Raw genomic sequence first — 18222 nt, 5'->3', positions numbered from 1 at the left:
ACGCGAGCACCCACGCCGTGGCAGGCGATGCGGAAGAAGAGTTTCGGGAGCCGAGTTTGTTCCCGCGGTAACACGTTTTTTGATTGTTTTGCGGGCTCCATTCGCTCCTGACAGGAACAGCAATTGAGAGATACACAGAATACAACTGAAATGATGCCCGTGAATTTTGTCAACTACGCTGGAACCGGGCAGGAGCTACGCATCGTCAGCGCGTCACGGCGTACGACAGGTTTGCAACGATACCGCCGCGAGTACATGCGCAGCGATGGGTCTCGAGGCTTACGATGCAAATCGCAGCGCAGAACGCATCAGAAAATCGGTGTCGTCGCACAACACACCTCTGCATCGCAAAAATCACGCGTGCAATGCCACAATATCGCTGCGATCACTTAACACCATCTGCTGAGAAGGTCACAATCTTCACGGTCGCGACGAGTATGCTGCGCTTCGGTGATAGCGTCGGTCCTTGAAAGCTTTCTCAATCGGGATGTAGAGGTTAAATGGCTGTAGCAACGTACGGTTCCGATGATGTCGAGCCAGTCGCGTCAGCGCGTGGCGCCGTTCTGCATCGCCCGTTTCAGGTCTTCATCATTGCGGCTGACTTCCTGCTGATCCTGCTTTGCTATGCCGCAGCTTCCCTGTTCTATAGCGGCATTGTCGCCTCCGGCGCCGACGGTGCGTCGATTGGTGCAGGATTAATCGTTGGCGCAGTGTTTGTGGCGATCGCCAATTTCAACGGAGTGTACGCGACACATCGGTTGCTGAATCTCGTCTGGCAATTGCGCAAAACTGTCATCATTTGGCTCGCGTCACTGACGATTCTTGCTGTCGCCGCGTTTCTACTCAAATCGACGGACAATCTCTCCCGCGGCACCATCATCGTCTTTGCCGCTGTCGGCGGCCTCGGATTGGTCAGTCTCCGCTTCGCATGGCAGCTTGCACTCGGCACGAGCTTCGCGAAGGGGCGATTGGTGGATCGCAAGGTTGTGCTGCTTAGCTTCAAGCCGCTTGATTTCACCGCAACCCGGTTCAAGGATTTGCGCAGGAACGGGTTTGATGTCGTGCGCCACTTCGTGCTCGGCAGTGATAACGGCGACAGCGCGTGGGAGAAGCAGATTCGCGACGTGATCCGGCAGTCCGGCATGGCTAATGTCGACGAGTACCTTCTTGCAGTCGACTGGAACGAGCTCCCGATGTTGCCCAAACTTGGGCAACATCTGCGCGCGGTGCCCCAACCGATTCGCGTGCTACCAGACAATTCGATCGCCGATCTTGTCTCGCGCCCGTTCTTGCCGGTCAGCGGCACGGTTGCGATCGAAATCCAGCGACCTCCGCTTACCGTGTTCGAGCGCCTGCAGAAGCGCAGTCTCGACATAGGAGTAGCCTTGTTGGCGCTCGTCATACTTACGCCACTACTGCTGACGGTCGCCGTCCTGATCAAGTTCGGCTCGCCGGGAGCTGCCATCTTCCGCCAGTCGCGCCGTGGGTTCAACGGTAAGCCCTTCGAAATCTGGAAATTTCGGACTATGACGGTCTGCGAAAACGGGCGGACGATTACCCAAGCCACCAAGCGGGATGCCCGGGTCACCAAGATCGGGCGTTTCCTTCGGATGACAAGCATCGATGAGTTGCCGCAGCTTTGGAACGTCTTGCGCGGCGACATGTCCTTGGTCGGTCCGCGCCCGCATGCGCTCGCTCATGACAACTACTATGACGAGATCATCAGCAATTACGTATACCGCCATCATATGAAGCCTGGCCTCACAGGCTGGGCTCAGGTCAATGGCTTCCGCGGCGAAACGCCGACCATAGACCTGATGGAAAAGCGAGTGGAATACGACGTCTGGTATGTGAGGAACTGGAGCATTTGGCTCGACCTCAAAATAATGGCGCGGACCGCATCCACTGTGCTGTTCCAGAAGGAGGCCTACTAGCGCGTGCATGAAGCATATGGAGAAGCAACCACGATCATCCGCAGTATTGCGTCAACCTCGCATTAACTCGTTGCGCCGCCGTCCTAAGTCTCATGTCCGCGCGCCCTCTTCCAAAGTCGCACGATTGCATCACGTAGCGCGATCAGCGGAGAGGCGAGGACAAAAAGGGCTCCCGTTGCAAGTGATACGAAGGCACGGCGGAGGGACGATGGATCGTCGCGATTGAACCGGTCTTGATGCTTGTCGATCGGCGCCGGCGCAAGAGTCTCTCCCGTCGCCTTCAATCGAGAGCGCGCAGGAACCACAATCAGTACGAACAGAACATTGAGCAGCAGCCACACGCTCAATATGATAAGTATTGTCAGCATCAATCTTACCGAACAAGCGGGATCGAGAGGGGTAAAGAATTCCTCGGAGCCTCGGAAGGAAAGCGGATATCGCGGATTAGGGGGCGGCCGGCTCGTTCCGGCGCTCTGGAACGAAGAGGTCACGAGAGTTTTTATGTGAATTATGTGAATTGCGCCATGTCTACCTTTATCAACTCGGGCAACAGTCGGCTACTGCAACAATCGTTTGGTAGACTCCGGACAACTACGGCCTGCGATTGACGCGACGAGTCACGCTTTCGGGCGGAAGCGCCTGACTGCACAGAGCCGCTCGCTTGGGGCGCTCAGGCCTCAAGGCTACAATGCCGTGAGAAAACAGCCGACGAACAATATCGGCGCAACAGGTCTGGGGTCCTGAACACGCACGCATTCAGGGCATCCGTGGTCACGGTGGAAGCATTCGCTCGATACGAATGGATCGATTGCGCCTGCGATCGAACCAGCGGCTCATAATTGCACTGCAAGGAAGGAGTCAGTTTTGTTGGTGCGGCGCCACAATGTCGCTGTTTTTGGGAAGCAGCTTCCGATCGCAGCCCGCGCGAATCCAAGCTTGGATGGCATCAGTTTGATGCGGGCTATCTCGCGTTGTTCTCGCCCTTTTCGCCCAAAACCGTTGTGTTAGTTCGCTTTTGGGTTCGTGCGGCTACCGCCGTTGAAGTGAAGGGATTCGAGATGCCTGCAACCACGTACGGCTCAGATAGTCTTCGCGTATCGACGTCGAACCGCGGCAGCTCACTGCAGAGACCGTTTCAGCTTTTCATCATCGCGGCTGACTTCCTGCTCATCCTGCTGAGCGGCAGGGCTGCGAGCGCGCTCTATCGCCAGTTCATGAACTTGCCGATCGATCCGGATGCTTGGATCGGTGGTGGAGTCATAGTCGGCATTGTGTTCATCGTGGCCGCTTATTTTCGGAGCGCCTATGATAGCCACAGATTGTCGAATACGCTCTGGCAAGCTCGCAAGCTCCTCGGCGCCTGGCTGTTCGCGCTCGCGACCCTCGCCGTCCTCGCCTTCCTATTGAAGTCGGCGTCCGACCTGTCCCGCGGGACAATCATCCTGTTCGCGGTGTTGGGAGCGGTCGCGCTCATCACGCATCGCGTGATCTGGCGCTACTGCCTGTTGTCGGCCTTCGCCAAGGAGCGGTTGCTCGACCGCAAGGTCATCCTGCTCAGCCTAGCGCCGCTGGATCTCGCCTCCGATCGCTTCAAGGATCTTCGCAAGCACGGTTTCGATGTCGTGCGTCACTTCGTGCTCAACGCGGAAATGGGCCAGGACGACAAGGTCTGGAATCAGCAGATCTCGGATGTGATCCGGCAATCGCGTGCCGGCAATGTTGACGAGTACCTGGTGGCAATCGACTGGAATGAGCTGCCGATGCTGCGGAAGCTTAGCCAGCATCTGCGGATGGTTCCGCAGCCGATTCGCCTTTTGCCAGATTTACCGATCGCGGATCTAGTGTCGAGGCCGTTTCTGCCGGTCTGCGGAACGGTTGCTGTTGAGTTTCAGAGGCCATCCCTGACGCTCCTCGAACGGCTTCTGAAGCGCTGTCTCGACGTTAGCTCTGCGTCCTTCGCCCTTCTGATGCTGGCGCCGCTCATCATCACGACCGCGCTCCTGATAAAATTGGATACGCCGGGTCCGATCGTCCTTCGGCAGTTGCGCCGCGGTTTGAAAGGCAAGCCGTTCGAGATATGGAAGTTCCGCAGCGTGCGCGTGACCGAGAACGGCTTCGCGATCACGCACACCACGAAGCACGATTCGCGGGTCACGCGAGTCGGACGCTTCTTGCGCAAGACCAGCATCAACGAACTGCCCCAGCTCTGGAACGTGCTGCGAGGCGAGATGTCCCTGGTCGGACCGCGCCCGCACGAGCTGGACCACGACAGCTACTACGACCAGCTAATCAGCAAATACGCGTGCCGCCATCACATGAAACCCGGCCTGACCGGCTGGGCCCAGCTCAACGGCTTGCGGGGCGAGACGCCCACTATCGATCTGATGGAGAAGCGCATCGAGTGCGACGTCTGGTATGCGAGAAATTGGAGCATCTGGCTCGATATCCAGATTATTTTTCGGACCGCAGCAGCGTTGATGTATCAGGAAGTCTAGGAGTCCTTGCTGATTGGATCACGACAGGCATTTAGATCAGGTTGCCCGGCTTGGGCTACAGTTGCGAGGGCTTCAGGAGGTGTGGGTGGTGCAGATCATGGCCCACTCACCACGCTGCATGCCGCTCAACCGCGCAGCGTCGCAAGAAACGAGGGTTCGATGGATTCAACAGCATCTTCCAGGAAAGCTTTGCCAAGGTTTGATGCCCGCCGATAGGCCGACACGAGTGCCCATCTCGACTCACCCCGACGGGTCAAGATAAACTGAACGTCGTTGCGTACCAGGTCCTTGACGTCTGGAATGGCGAGCGCATCGAAGCGGCTCGCGATGTCGATCCGCACCGGCATCAATCGTGTGTCGTTTGGCGCCACAAAATATGCCATCTTTAGCGCCTCAACTACGATCGGGTCGTGCGGGTCGCGTTGGGCTTGAAGCAGCGCCAGCGTCAACCAGAGTTCAGGATTGTAAGGCGAGATTGATAGTGTCCGGCTGACTCTGTCGACCGCGTCGGCGTGGCTTGTCGATCGCACGGTCTCCGGCTTTTGCTGGCCAGACTGGATCGCCCGCAGCCCGGCGATCAAGGCATGATTGCTCTCCAGCTCCGATCCGAAGGGAGAGAGCGTTGTCAGCAACGAGGGCACGTCGCCGGTCCAGCGCGAGCTGATCCTGGATGCGTCCGCAGGAAATGTCGCGCGCTCTAACGCCGTCAGCTTCGCTATAGCCGAGACGATCGCGTGAGATCCGATGATCAGCGCCAGCGCGGTCAGAAGAATGCGAAATCCGCTCAAGTAGGTCATTTCTGATCGACTAACTTATTGTAAAGACGATCTTATGGCGCGGGCAGGCTGCCCCTACTGGGTGGCGCCACTGATCCGACCCGCAGATTGTGCAAGTCCGAGTCCGATCATCACCGATACGATGGTCTGGATCGTGCAGCTTGAGAGACTTGAATCGAGTAAGCTCTCGCAAAATACAACCAGAATGCCGGCGGCAGCCGCGGCCGCAAAGAAGAAATCGCGACCTCGTCGAACGGCGCCGCGAAAGGTAACGAAGAAGAAATGTGCGGCGAAGCCCGCTAGGATCACAATCGCAAACCGTCCTGACTCAATAGCGATCAAGATCGCGGTGGAAGGAGGTACCGCCGATGCTGCGGCGCCAAACTCCTGATAGGCTATCGAAGTCAGCCCAAATGTTCCGACGCCGTTTCCCAATATCGGTGCATCAAAGAGCTGGTGTTTTGCCGGTGCAACGACTTCCGCAGGGAGCGCTATGAAACTGAGGAGATCCAAACCAGCGGATCGAGAATGCGGCAGCGCCATGAGGCCGGCGACAGCTGCAAGGATTGAAAACAAAATTACTGACGGCCAGGAGCGAAATCCCAAATGGCGAACAGCGGCGATGAAAACGAGGACAGTGAGCCCCCAGCAACTGACCGCCAACAAAGCGCCTCGTTCCAGGGCCGACATTGCGGCAAATGCCGCGGCCATTCCGAATAATCCGGAAAGAACCCCGATCCACAACTGAGTCGAGGCCAGGTTGCGGATGTCCTGTTGGTGCAGGTGGCGTTCGAGTGCCCTGGCAACGAGTGCGCCATTTGCCAAAACTGCCAAAGCGGCTGCTGCGGGAAACGGGCTCGTAGCCGTGCCTGTTTGGGGAATCGTTCCGGCGAACAACTCAAGTCGGCCGAGCAGGACTTCAACCGACATGAAAGTCGTTGCCACGCACAATACGATCAGGATCGTGTCGGCCCTTTGGCGATCCTTGGCGATGATGACGGTCGACACCAGCAGCGCCACGTTGACCAGATAATGAAACAGGCTCTGCAACGTCGCACCGGGATCAACGCTGATGCGGCCTGGAAGCGATGGCTGGTTCAATGCGATCGAAGTCGCGGACCAGATCGGGTTCGCGAACAAAAATGTAGGCACCGGAACAAGTTGGAAGGTCATCCAGATGACCGGAATAAGGAAAACCGGCCAAAATTGCTTCAGCGACTGCCCGGCAGATGTGCCGGCTTCCGGTCCTCTTACCGCAATGGCCAACATCGCGGCAGTAACAAGCGCAACTGCGTGCCGTGCAAAGATGCCGTTTGCGTTTGCCAAGATCGGAGTCGCAGCCAATAAGGCGATGAGGACGCAATGAGAAATTGATAAACCGTGAGACTTTGAAGCGGAAAGTGAGTTCATCGTGACAAAGGCCGGACGTTGCTGGCTGTCGCACAGCGGAGCATGCGACGGCAATGCCGTCTTGCCGACTGCGATGATCGTTGACGGTGTGAATCATCGCCAGTCGGCGGCACGCCAATCTGGCCAAACGCAGTCAGTTTGCAGGGATGGATCGGCATGAAAGTTCTGACCGTCGGCGGAATTATCGAGTGTGGCAGTTGTGCTGCAAGTAACCCAGAGCCGTAGCCAGTCCTGCGATCGGCACCGCTCCACGGATAGCCGTCGGGGGAGCCCCGATTTCGACCGAAAGTTCGTTTTCGTTCTGCCAGTCAATGGTAGCAAGCTTCGCGGCGTCGGCGGGCAGTAGCAATGCCAAGCCGCCCTGGATCACAGATCCTTGGAATTCTGTACGCTTTTCTCCTGCTATCAACGTCACGTTCGGTCGCGTCGAGCGGGACAGTGGTTCGAGAACGATGAATACAACTTCGATACCGTCCCGCCCGCATTGAAGGTTCAAGCCTGCAAGGCGCGTATCCGACTTCGCGCTATCGACGACATGCATCACTGAGATGGCATCGGCGCCCCCGTCAGGATTCTTGCTCTTCACCAATCGCCATCCGCCCTCCAGCTGTGTCGATTGGCTACCGGACTGGACCTGCCTGACGGCCTCTTCGTCACAACGTCGACGCTGCTCGGCGTTAGCGCCCGACGCGCAATTCAAAGTGCTGAGAGGCGGCGGCTCCGCTCGGCTGAAACGATCAGTTAGGACCAAGAGACATACGCAGAGCACGATTGCCCACATGGGCACAAATGCAGACGTAAGCCCCGGTCGAGCAAAATTCTTCATGTCGTACTCGACGGTCGGATCAAAAACATGGTTCATTGCACCGCAGAACTTTGTAGACGCTGAGCGGAACTGCCAGACAAGGCGATTCGGCTCCATGCCGTGAACAGGCGCCTGAGAACGAGTGGCTCGCACACCCGCAGCCGGGATTGGTCGATTTAGGACGGGCCGATGCCGTGGTCGCGCCCGCTCTGTTGCGCGAGGACGGACAAATCCGCATCGAATCCCTCTACTTGACCAGGTTTGTCGCTCAAGCCCGGCGGGGCCGATCCGATCTGCTCAGTCCCCACCTGATCCGGCCGCCGTAGAACACCCTCCACGTCATGATGAATCTTCTATGTCAATCGACGTAACCATACCTCTTGTAGTACTGATTGCGATAGTAGGCTCCGCCATATGTATCGTAGCGGCTCATCACCGACACGTTCACTTTGTTAAGAACCGTACCGAGCAAGCGGTCCCGCACAATCGGCGTTTCACTTAGCACCCGCTCGACGATATCGACTTTCGACTTCGCCCATTCGATGACGAGTATATAGGAATTGGCGAGCCCTCCAGTCGCCCGAACATCGACGACCGGCGCCAGCGGGCTAAGATCGAGAACGATTCGATCATAGTGTTGGCGTAGCTGTTCGAATAGGTGTTCCATCTGCGGGGACGCCAGCAGGTCGCTCGAATTCGAGAAGCGCGAAGTGATAGCGCAAGGAAGAAAATGCAGATTTGTCTGCGGATCGATCCAGATCGCATCTTTCCAGTCGGCTTGGCCTACGACGGTGTGGATCAAGCCAACCTGCGCAGCCGGCGTAAGTCTTGCGGTGAGGCTCGGATTGCGAATATCACCGTCGATCAGCAGTGTTCGGCAGCCACTTTGGGCAAGCGTCTGTGCCAGCGCTTCGCTGATGGTTGACTTACCCTCGTTGGGAAGGGCGGAGGTAATTCCCAACACCTTGTTGGACGCTGAACCGTAATTTGCAAGGTCGCTGGCCAGCTTGATTGATCGAAATCCTTCTGCGAATCGAGAAAACGGCGCGTTGATCACGTATCGCCCGACGCTCTCCTCAGTCGGAAGCAGACGGTCGCGATGCGGCCGCGGCTGGCTAGAACCCGGTGCCGATCCCGGGAGTGGCAACATCGCGCCGGGTCCGCCATAACCCGGCGGCGCCTGCTGCGGTTTGGACTTGTCGCGTTTACCAAACCGCCAAGCCGCTTTGCTGGGCTGCATAGAAGTAGCATTCACGGCACCTTGCTCTATGACCGGAATTGAAGCCAGGCAGCTTGTGTGCACGAACCGTTCGACTTGAGAAGCGGTTCGGAAGACACGATCCATCATGTCGCGCAGGACTGCGACGATGCCCGCAAGAATCAATCCGCCCACGAACGCTGCAAGCAGGATGAGTGTCGTCTTCGGCGAGGTCTTGTTGGGAAGATTCAACGCAGCCTCGGTGATCACCCTCGCTTCGGTAATGGGAAAGGACTGCTGCTGAACTGAGACCATGTACAATTGCAGGAAGTTGTCAGACAACGCGCGGGCGCTCTGCGCGTTGCTTTCCAGATCCCTCAAGATGATTTGCGCTTGGCCGGTATTGTTCGACACCGCGATGGTGTCATTCAAGCTCTTCTGGCTTGACTCTTCGCGCGACTTGGCGATCTCAAGGTCGCTTTTGTATACCTCGGCCGTACGTCGCAGTTCGTCAATGATCGAGCGTCGAATTTCGCGCATTTGGTTGCGCAAATTGACAACGGCCAGATGGGCCGATCCATACCGGTTTGACCAATCCGCCTGCTTGGCCGCGTACTCGAGATAGGTCTGGCGCAATTTGGTGATCACCGGGTTGGCCATCGTCTCGCTCACGGTCGCCAAGTCATTCAAAATGACGTTTGAATCCTCGTTGTCCGCATTCAATATCGCTGTGATGCGTTCGAGCTTGGCCTGTGCCTCGGCACGCTGGCTACGAGCTGTTGTCAGCGAAGTGTTGATTTCGGCGAGTTGCTGCTCGGTGAGCAGCCGCCCGCCCGCATCGATGATATTGTTTTTGGCCTTGAAGTCGGCGACGGTTCGTTCGGCGGTGGACGCCTGCGACCGCAGTTCCTTCAATCGATCCTGCAGCCAGACCGCCGCGCGCCTAGAGGCCTGATATTTCGACTCGAGCGAGTCCACGATATAGTCGTCGGCGACCGCGTTAGCGATCTGCGCGGCTTGCTCCTGCGATAACGCCTGAAAGGAGATCTCAATAACATAGCTCACGCCGACCCGCTTGATGCTGAGGCCGTTTGCAAACCGCGCGAGAGCTCCGCGCAGCAGTTGTTCTTGCGTGGGAGCCTTCGACTCGGAGAATAGTCCGGAAATCGTGTTGCTGATGGTGCTGAGCACTCCGGCGCCGTCGCTCATAAACTCTGATGATTCCACAAGCTTCAAGTCCTTGATGACCTTGGAAGCGATCGCTTCGGACTTGAGCAGTTCGACCTGACTATCAACCATCGCCGAGTCGATCGGGTTGTCGGTGCCAGTTGTCTGCGCTTGCGTCTGCAGGCCCTGCATTTTGCGGCTATCGATCATCAGGATAGCCGTTCCGGTATATCGTTTTGGTGCCGTGAACACGTAGACTCCAGCAAGACAGATGCACAGGAGCAGCGTGAAGATCATCACGGGATACTGCCGGCTGACCAGCGCAAGTGCAGACGAGATCGTCTGCTCCAGCGACGGGGCCTCGGCCGCAGTCGATTCGATCTCACGAGATGTGATTTTGGTTTGAAGCATCCGGTTCGCCTACGTGAACGTGTTGTAGATTGCAACGCGTGGCAGCAGGCTCGTCTTGCCGCCGTACTGAATCCGTGAACGTGTAAAGTGCCGCATCCAACGGCCCGACGTCAGCAAGAGTTCGACGCAGCAGATACAGTGGCCGAGGTCGCTGCGGTCGAAAGTTGACCGACGCCGCCGATGCTGTCGGTAGAGCGGCCAGTCAGACTGTTTGCGCAATTGGGAGCTAACGGATTCTGGGTAATGCCGCCGGGCCCGATTGGCCGTTCCGCTCGCCGCAAAATCGTCACAGTGTACATCTCCGCCAACCCGCCCGGACCGCGACTTTGAGGATGAAGACAATTTGCACCGCTTTAGAAGGTCACTGCTCGCCGATCTGCTGGATCGGGATCTACCAGATCCCCTGCCAGCAGATGGAACAACGCGGACGAACCAATAAGTTCTGCAATGCAATATCGGCCTCAGTGTGGCCGATGGCGGAGCAGATGGATGGTACCCGCAAGGCCGCCTTCCGATCGAGCGCTAACGACGGGACAGCGAGGGAGCCTGTTTTCGGAGCATCCGCCGTGATGGCGAGCATTGGTTACGAACTCCGTTGGTGAATTGAATTACTCCGGATGCTCGAAAAATCAAGCGGCCGACATCTCAATCAAAATTCAATCAAAATTCTTGATCGAGGACTCCTGTTTCCATTCCGCAAGGGAGCTTGCCAGGTCGTAATCGAATCTGAACCCGCTTGCGACCAGCCGCTTCGGCAAGATATTGGTAGAAAACCACAACTTCCTGATCCGGTCGCGATTTATGCCGGTCTTGATGCCGAGAGCGTCCAGTATCTCGAATGGAAGTACCGCGAGATTCATCAGCCATATCGGAATGGTTATCGTTGGCTTGGCGTAATCGGCGGCTTGAGAGAAGGCAGAGCAAATCTCGCTGATGGTGTAACGGTGCTCGTAGCAGAAATTGTAGATCGAGAGACTGTCGTTGCGGAGTGCCATGAACAACATAGACGACACCAGATCCTTCACGTAGCCGCACGACTTGATCGTGTCGGTTCGGCCGGGATAGATGAAGGCCCGCCTCTCGAGAAGCCTCGACAATCGCGTGAAATTGCCCCGCTCGAAGCGTCCGTAGATCACGGCGGGGCGAACGATCGTGAGCCGCCTGTCCGGGGCCTCCGACTGCCATAGGCGATGGATCGCTTCGGCCGAGAATTTGGAGCGTCCATAGGCGCTGATTGGGGCCGGCGCCGCATCCTCGTCAAGTGGGGCCTCAGTCGGGCCGTAGATAGATATCGAGCTGGTGAAGATGACATTCCGGCTGCCCGTCTCGCGTGCAAATCGGCAGACGTTCACCGCGCCGAGCACGTTTGTATAGTAATAGTCACCTTCCGGGTGACCCGGAGTGACGTGGATCGCAGCCAGATTGAAGATGTCGGCAGGCATTCCGCCCGCGAGCCTCGGATCGATCGGTTCACGGACGTCATGATGGACATATTCGACGCCATCGACTTGCGCCCTCGGCTTGCCGATATCGACCGAGACGATCCGGTTATAGCTCCTGGAACCGACCAAACGCGTCATCAGATGTGTACCGATGAAGCCTGCGCCTCCGAATACGATAGCCTGGTTAGGATTGGACATGTGCTCGCGGGTCAAGGTGAGTGACGATGCTGTATTCAAGTGCGAAGAATTGCAGTCCGGGCATAATCGACCGAGCGAAGGAGATCGATGAGTTGCACTACGTGCTGTTGCAAGAGCTGTGCCTGCAAAGAGCACGATCGCTTGACGTGCAGAGCGTTTGCTGGGTGCCGAAAGCTTCCTGCTGCTGCACATAAGCGGACAATCGGGACAGCAATTGGTTGGCCATCCGTTGATCATGCGGCGATGACATGATTGTGACCCTTAGTGCGTGTGACGCTCTCGAGATCATCGGCTCTGACAGAGTCTTCATGAGGTGGACAAAAAGAGCAGGTCCGCGAGAAGTTCGCGTATTGCCAGTAACAGTTGTGGACTGCATTTTAGGCTAACGGCCGCTCGTCTGCATCGGCGAGCTCAATAGAGTTCTCGATACTCAAATTGAAAGCTGGTTGACCCAGCCGCGACCCCCAGCATTCTCTGCAGCTTCTGGTAGCCTGCGAGCGGAACAACGATGCAATCGGAACTGCCGGCATAGCAAACCTGAACCCGGATCGATTCGCCGCAGATGTTTTGAACCAGAACTATTTGGTCGATGATCTTAGGATTCATAGTTTGCGGATGCGTCAGCGGATTGACCGATATGCAAAGCTTTCCGTCCGGCGTCTTGTGATTTGGAGCGTAAGTGCCCTCCATAGGCCGGATTGAATCCGAAGGCCGAGTCGAAATACCGGAGCCGCCATACATCGGTGGAGATGTGCGGCCATAGCCCGAAAGTTGTGCATCGGCCGTCGTTGCGAGGAGCGATGAAGCGACCGCCACGCATATCGCTACGATACCATCTGAGCTCGTGGATCGGTCGTTACTCATCTTCATTTACATATCTTCACTGCTCGCTCTGCGTGGCTTGCGTTGCAGTTGCGGCAACAGAATGACAAACAAAAAGTTCCATCGATCCTGCCAGATTCAACGTACCTCTTCCTTGCGATGGAAAGCCCATGATAGAGAGTGCACTCCTCGTAGACAGAGTGCCTGGTCACTGAACGTCTGTCGAATATGATACTGTGTCGGCAGTCACATGATGAGTATCCTCAACGCGAGTATTCTCGGCGCCCAATGCTGAAGCAGACATCAAGACACAGTGTGGTGCGCGGCGCTAAACTGGCGAACGTACCGAGCCTTTCCGTGATCATTCCGAATCACAACTACGCCGCTTACGTGGGATCGGCGATCCGCAGTGCACTGGATATACGGTGGCCGAAAGTCGAAGTGATCGTCGTTGATGACGGTTCGTCCGACAATTCGCTTGACGTCATCAACGAATTTGCAGACGAGGTCGCGATCATCAGTCAGGCGAACGCCGGGCAGATGCCATCTTGTGTGAACGGCTTTCGCAGATCCTCCGGCGACGTGATCATATTTCTGGACTCGGACGATGCCCTGCATCCCGATGTGATGACGGAGATTGCATCCGTCTGGTCGGAGGCCGCGAGCAAATATCAGTTTCAGATGCGCGTTATCGACGCAGAGGGGCAGCCGACTGGAAATGTCCTACCGCAGTTCTTCTCCCGTCCAGCCTCGGAGGACATCCGCAGGTGGATGGCGAGGACCGGTGCCTATCCGACGCCGCCAGGGTCGGGAAATGCCTACCCGAGATGGTTTGTCGAGCGTGTTTTCGGCTTTGAATCCGACTTTATCGACCGGGCGCCGGACAGTTATCTGCTGGCGGCCGCTCCCGCGTGTGGCCATATCGTGACGATCACAAAGCACCTGGCAGACTATCGCGTGCACGGCCTCAATCACGGGGCCTTCCTTCAATTGGACGATACCCGCTTTGCGAGAGAGATCGACCTCACGCGGCGGCGCTACAAATTCTTTACCGAGATCGCGAGCACCGAGAAACTATCGGTGGCGTCCGATGCGCTCAACAGAAATGTCATATTTCTTTGTTTGCGGACCGCGTCGTTCAAGCTGCGGCCAGATCTCCATCCAATCGCCCAGGACAGCTCATTGCGTATCGCCGCCGATGCGCTTCGGGCCGTTGCGACTCCGCAAGGGTTCTCGATATCCCAGCGCATATCATTGCTGGGCTGGATTGTGTGCGTACTGATCAGTCCGCGGTACTTTCGACGTGCCCTGGTGAGTTTGAGATACGTGCCTGCCCAGCGGCCGAAATGGTTGCGCGCTTTGCTCGGTCTATTTCGCGTCATTCGATGATCGGGGCAGACTGGACTGCATCCGGTGGACAGACGCTGCACCGCGGATCGACCTCAGGACAGCGCTCGGCGGCTGCGACCATACGCACAGCATTGCCATCATGATCAGAAATGGAGCCATGGCGAGGTTGCCGCCGCCGAGCTGGTAGCAAGCCAGCATCGTCAACGCGAGCATCGAGTTGTCTTTCCTGAATATCGAGAAGAGGAGATAAAACAGAAAAATTGAAAGCCCGATAATCCCATAATCTGCGACGAGCTTGAGAATGGGATTTCCGCTGCCGCCAAAGTAGGCAGGCGACCGCTCCAATCCGCCGGGCCCCGAGCCGATAAGGACTCTGTCGGTCTGAAAGAGATAGTTCCAGGTCTGTAGTTGTGCGACGTAGCGTGCATAGCCGCTCGACTTGGTCGAACTGAATTCGTCCAATCTATTAACGATAGGATCGAAGGGTTCCGGCGCAACAAGGTAGGCAGTGCCGATTATCAAGACAGCCGTCGCTCCAATGGCGATAACGCGCAGCGATTTGAGCGGAGCAATTAGGGGATAGACGCCGAGGGACACGGCGAGCACCAAAAGGCCCGATCCGGATCGAGTCAGGACGTATGAGATGGCGTACAGCGGAAGATAGCTAAATCGCCGCAAAAGGAAGAGATCGACGATTACACCTATCGCGAGCAATTGGGACAATGCTCCGGGTTCCATCGGGAAAAACCCGTTCGCGCGTCGATTCAAGGAGCCATAAAATTCGACCGCATTTTGATTGTACGCAGACTCAACGAGGACCGGGTCAAGCGCCGGGATTGCATCCTTGAATGAGAAGATGCGTATGCCGCCGAACTGGAGGACAATTTGAACGATTGCCAGAACGGCGCACAGGCGAACATAGAAAAGGAAAGTGGGAAGGACAGCCTCGTTCGAGAATCTTGTCGAGGGTCCGAATAGGAAGATCGAATTCGTGACAAGAACCATCGCAAGCGACGCTGGGCTGGTCTCCACACCGCGATCAGGAGATTCGGCTGCAGCGACTGCGCTGACGAGAAACCAGATGACGACAAGTCCGAACGCGAGGGTCTGAGGCCCGCGAAGGCGTACAAGACCAACCCACCATCCCCACGCGACGAGGACAAAGAATCCGAACAACGAAAAGAAGATCTGTCCGGTTCCTACGAGGAGTCCGAAGCGCTGCATGCAAATGCACAGAATGAAGGCGATATGCGCGAAAATGACGCTGTTGCTCTCGTCGCTTGACGCTGCTGCAGCGCGCTTGTTAGACGAGCTTCTGGCTGGGAATGTATCGAGGCTCACCATGTTCGGACTCGTAGATTCCTGTTTCTTCGTGCCGCAGTTGTTGGCGTCCGCTTCGGCGGCGCGGGACAACAATCGCGATCGGCCTTGGTCTCGCTCGTGAGGCGGTCAGCCCTCTATACTAGAGCCAGTAGCAACTTCCACATGGAACACGACATGAGCGCAAGATTTAACCCTTACGTTCATGGCGCCAGAGGTTTGTTTTGCCTCATGGTATTCGTCTATCATGTTGTTCATTCCGGACTCCCGACGTTCGAGCTGTTTGCCGGGGGGCTGCTTGGAGAAGCGCTGCAGACCGGAAAGTTTGGTGTCGAGTTTTTTTTCGGCATCAGCGGAATCGTCATTCTGCCAAGCCTGTATCGAGCGTCCTCGGTCGTGACCTTTATCCTTGATCGCTATGCGAGGATTCTTCCGGTCCTCTGGGCGACGGTGATCGCGATTGCGATTTTCGGCTGGGTTTCAGGAAAGGGTCAAAGTCCGCTGCTCGTGGGCGTAAATCTGTTGGCGCCGCCTCCATTTATTGACATCATTCAAATCAATCCTGCTGCGTGGTCGCTCGGATACGAATTCCTGTTCTATGGCATATGCGCCGTCGTCTTCCTGATCAGCGGTTTCAGTCGTCCGCTGGCCCTGGCGCTGGCCGCCGGTTCGCTGATCTTCGTTGTGTACTACCCCCGCGCGCTCCTGATGATCGGCGGCGTGCTTGTTGCGGAGAAGTATCTAAAGTCGACACTATTGCAATCCCTGGCGAGATATCCGGCTATTTTCTTCGTGCTGTTCTTGACCGTCTGGAGAGGCCTCGAGCTTGTCAGTGCAACGGATTACGTCGGTTTTGTCACGCCGGCGCATCTCTCATTGCATGACTGGATCTCTGCTTTTCCATTTGTCGTTCTTGGTGGCGTCTTTGGGACCATTTTCCTGCTGGGCATGTCGCTCGGAAATGGTCCGTTCGGAAGAATGCTCCGTTGGCAGGTCATGCAATGGTTGGGGACGATCAGCTTCAGTTTTTATCTCTGGCCGCCGCTCGTGATGGCTGGTGTCAAGCTAATCATGTATCGAACGGGTATGGTCGATGCGTTGGGTCACGGGTCGCAGCTGGTGTTCTTCCTGGTCTCGCTTCCGCCGTCGCTCATCGTTGCGACGATCAGCCATCGGTTCCTTGAAGTAAAGGCGACGGCACAGATTCGAAAACGGATTGATAGGATCTCGGAAGCGAAGCCAACGGCCCGGCCGATCATGGAGGACGCCACAGCGAAGGAGGGAACCTGATCGGGGGGCGGTCAAATGTTCTTGAGCAGTCGACAGCTCATCGCCTCAAAACGATCGCAAGTTGAACATCTACTTGGGAAAAGCAGCAGGGCCGCGCGCTTGAGCGTGCTGGCTCGACGTGGCAGCGTCACCGCTGCCATCGTGTTTGCGCATTGGACCGGCACAGCCTGCCCGCCGGGGTCAACAGCCGAATCGAAAGGATCTCGATGATGATCGCAATCGCGCTCAGGCAATTCGTTTGTGTTGCCTCGATAGTTCTTGCGCTCGGATCGGCAGCTCCGGCGTGGTGCGCCGGCTGGGAGCTGGTGTTTTCGGATGAGTTCAATGGCGACAAGCTTGATCGAACCAAATGGGCGACCCGGTACATCTACAACAACGAAACGATGGACCGGTTCAACGACGAAAAGCAGCGCTATCGCGACAACCACATAGTGTCCGGAGGTGCCCTGAGCCTGACTGCAAAAAAGAATGAGGCGTCGGACACGTTCGATTCCTCGATGATCCGAAGCCACCAGACATTCTATTACGGCTACTATGAGGCGCGGGTCTTTCTTCCGAATGCGCGGGGATCGTGGCCGGCATTCTGGCTCGAAGCCGATTACGACGTCGATGGAAAATTTTGGCATCCACCGGAGATCGATATTTTCGAGTACGTCATCAACGGCGTGGAAGACAAGCCGAACATGCTGCACTCGAACGCCATGAGCAAGGACAAGTGGACGCCGCAGTCCTACACCTACGTGGACAACTCGTTCGTGCTCAGGTTTCAGGACATGGTCAGCAAGGAGGACCTGAACAAGGATTGGCATATTGCCGGTTTCGTTTGGGCGCCTGACCGCATTTCGTTCTTCTGGGACGGCCGCCTCATCTACACGCGCACGTACCAGTGGCTCAGGAAGGACGACCAACTGGGGCCGCCGGCGCATATCGATTTTAATTTCGCAATCGGCGGAGCGGCTTGGGCAGGCCGGCACGGGGTCGATGACGCGGCTTTCCCGCAGACGTTCAAGATCGACTACGTTCGTGTGTGCCAGTTCACAACGTCCGAACGGGGAGGCCGCAAATGCGGTCCGAGTGACGTGACACCCGATCCGAATGATTTTGGATATACGGCAGCGCTCAACGATATGCCGAAGCCGACATTCCTCAACGTCACGAAGGCGGTAGCGGACAAGAAGCCAAATGCAGGGGTATTGTCGCTGAATACGACCGATCCGCTCAACATCGAAGTTCCAATCAAGATTCCAAATGACTATCCAACAAATCGAACGCTTCACGTATACGTCTTCGATGAAACGACCGGCGCCATTGTCGCTTCGGCGAAGAAGCCGCTGCAACCGGTCTCTCGCAAGGAAGAGGAAGATGGCGCCAGTGTAGTCGAATTTGCGCTGCCGGCCGTGTCGCGCGAGGGAAACTACCTGCTGGGCAGCAAGCTGACCGCTGACGTTGCGGGCGAGGTTGGCCCCAAAGAAGTCCCTGTTGCCTGCGACACTGCGCTGATCCAACCAAAAAAAGCCCGGTCTTGCCGTCTATTGTCGCTGCACGTGGGACGCTGATCGGGAAGGGTGGATCTGGCGCAAGTACAACTCGTCGTGATCTGGATC

General features: G+C 56.8%; 12 protein-coding genes. 5 read left to right on the top strand and 7 right to left on the bottom strand.

What is annotated here, in order from left to right; genetic code table 11:
- Positions 1–500: 500 nt before the first annotated feature.
- Complete coding sequence (locus tag AC0L2O_RS03015; protein ID WP_473368639.1) at positions 501–1934, top strand: undecaprenyl-phosphate glucose phosphotransferase; 1434 nt, start codon at positions 501–503, stop codon at positions 1932–1934.
- Between the two features lie 839 nt (positions 1935–2773).
- Entirely contained in the window at positions 2774–4429 is a 1656-nt protein-coding gene (locus AC0L2O_RS03010) for an exopolysaccharide biosynthesis polyprenyl glycosylphosphotransferase (protein ID WP_473368638.1), read from the top strand.
- Between the two features lie 125 nt (positions 4430–4554).
- Here the strand turns inward: AC0L2O_RS03010 and AC0L2O_RS03005 are convergent, their stop codons facing one another.
- From AC0L2O_RS03005 to AC0L2O_RS02980, 6 genes are all read right to left on the bottom strand, one after another.
- Positions 4555–5226, bottom strand: coding sequence for a hypothetical protein (locus AC0L2O_RS03005; RefSeq protein WP_473368637.1), 672 nt, complete (start codon positions 5224–5226; stop codon positions 4555–4557).
- 54 nt (positions 5227–5280) lie between these two features.
- Positions 5281–6615, bottom strand: a complete 1335-nt coding sequence (locus AC0L2O_RS03000; protein ID WP_473368636.1) for a hypothetical protein — start codon at positions 6613–6615, stop codon at positions 5281–5283.
- Between the two features lie 181 nt (positions 6616–6796).
- A complete protein-coding gene (locus tag AC0L2O_RS02995; RefSeq protein WP_473368635.1) occupies positions 6797–7537 on the bottom strand; it encodes a hypothetical protein in 741 nt (246 codons plus the stop codon).
- A gap of 241 nt (positions 7538–7778) precedes the next feature.
- Positions 7779–10196, bottom strand: a complete 2418-nt coding sequence (locus AC0L2O_RS02990) for a polysaccharide biosynthesis tyrosine autokinase (RefSeq protein ID WP_473368634.1) — start codon at positions 10194–10196, stop codon at positions 7779–7781.
- 656 nt (positions 10197–10852) lie between these two features.
- Positions 10853–11851: an NAD-dependent epimerase/dehydratase family protein gene (locus AC0L2O_RS02985; protein ID WP_473368633.1), complete on the bottom strand. Its 999-nt coding sequence runs from the start codon at positions 11849–11851 to the stop codon at positions 10853–10855.
- Positions 11852–12247: 396 nt separating this feature from the next.
- The gene (locus AC0L2O_RS02980) at positions 12248–12706 is read right to left on the bottom strand and encodes a hypothetical protein (protein WP_473368632.1); all 459 of its coding nucleotides are present in this window, start codon (positions 12704–12706) and stop codon (positions 12248–12250) included.
- A 240-nt stretch (positions 12707–12946) separates the two neighbouring features.
- Here AC0L2O_RS02980 and AC0L2O_RS02975 point away from each other — a divergent pair, with 240 nt between their 5' ends.
- A complete protein-coding gene (locus tag AC0L2O_RS02975; protein WP_473368631.1) occupies positions 12947–14047 on the top strand; it encodes a glycosyltransferase family 2 protein in 1101 nt (366 codons plus the stop codon).
- Here the strand turns inward: AC0L2O_RS02975 and AC0L2O_RS02970 are convergent.
- Positions 14027–15352 (bottom strand): hypothetical protein, encoded by a 1326-nt coding sequence (locus AC0L2O_RS02970; protein ID WP_473368630.1) that lies wholly within the window; start codon positions 15350–15352, stop codon positions 14027–14029. The two genes, AC0L2O_RS02975 and AC0L2O_RS02970, sit on opposite strands and share 21 nt — an antisense overlap.
- Positions 15353–15493: 141 nt before the next feature.
- Here AC0L2O_RS02970 and AC0L2O_RS02965 point away from each other — a divergent pair, with 141 nt between their 5' ends.
- Positions 15494–16618 (top strand): acyltransferase family protein, encoded by a 1125-nt coding sequence (locus AC0L2O_RS02965; RefSeq protein WP_473368629.1) that lies wholly within the window; start codon positions 15494–15496, stop codon positions 16616–16618.
- A gap of 206 nt (positions 16619–16824) precedes the next feature.
- Positions 16825–18174, top strand: coding sequence for a glycoside hydrolase family 16 protein (locus tag AC0L2O_RS02960; protein WP_473368628.1), 1350 nt, complete (start codon positions 16825–16827; stop codon positions 18172–18174).
- Positions 18175–18222 lie beyond the last annotated feature (48 nt).

The sequence above is a fragment of the Bradyrhizobium sp. Kon10 genome (assembly GCF_055807395.1).
Note: the sequence above shows the minus strand (reverse complement) of the source record. Positions and strands in the feature narration are given on the sequence as shown.

What these genes read in the sequence shown, in the direction of transcription:
- AC0L2O_RS02960 (WP_473368628.1), top strand. Translation starts at nt 16,825, where the DNA reads ATGATGATCGCAATCGCGCTCAGGCAATTCGTTTGTGTTGCCTCGATA.
- AC0L2O_RS02990 (WP_473368634.1), bottom strand. Translation starts at nt 10,196, where the DNA reads ATGCTTCAAACCAAAATCACATCTCGTGAGATCGAATCGACTGCGGCC.
- AC0L2O_RS02970 (WP_473368630.1), bottom strand. Translation starts at nt 15,352, where the DNA reads ATGGTGAGCCTCGATACATTCCCAGCCAGAAGCTCGTCTAACAAGCGC.
- AC0L2O_RS02980 (WP_473368632.1), bottom strand. Translation starts at nt 12,706, where the DNA reads ATGAAGATGAGTAACGACCGATCCACGAGCTCAGATGGTATCGTAGCG.
- AC0L2O_RS03005 (WP_473368637.1), bottom strand. Translation starts at nt 5,226, where the DNA reads ATGACCTACTTGAGCGGATTTCGCATTCTTCTGACCGCGCTGGCGCTG.
- AC0L2O_RS02965 (WP_473368629.1), top strand. Translation starts at nt 15,494, where the DNA reads ATGGAACACGACATGAGCGCAAGATTTAACCCTTACGTTCATGGCGCC.
- AC0L2O_RS02995 (WP_473368635.1), bottom strand. Translation starts at nt 7,537, where the DNA reads ATGGAGCCGAATCGCCTTGTCTGGCAGTTCCGCTCAGCGTCTACAAAG.
- AC0L2O_RS03000 (WP_473368636.1), bottom strand. Translation starts at nt 6,615, where the DNA reads ATGAACTCACTTTCCGCTTCAAAGTCTCACGGTTTATCAATTTCTCAT.
- AC0L2O_RS02975 (WP_473368631.1), top strand. Translation starts at nt 12,947, where the DNA reads ATGCTGAAGCAGACATCAAGACACAGTGTGGTGCGCGGCGCTAAACTG.
- AC0L2O_RS03015 (WP_473368639.1), top strand. Translation starts at nt 501, where the DNA reads ATGGCTGTAGCAACGTACGGTTCCGATGATGTCGAGCCAGTCGCGTCA.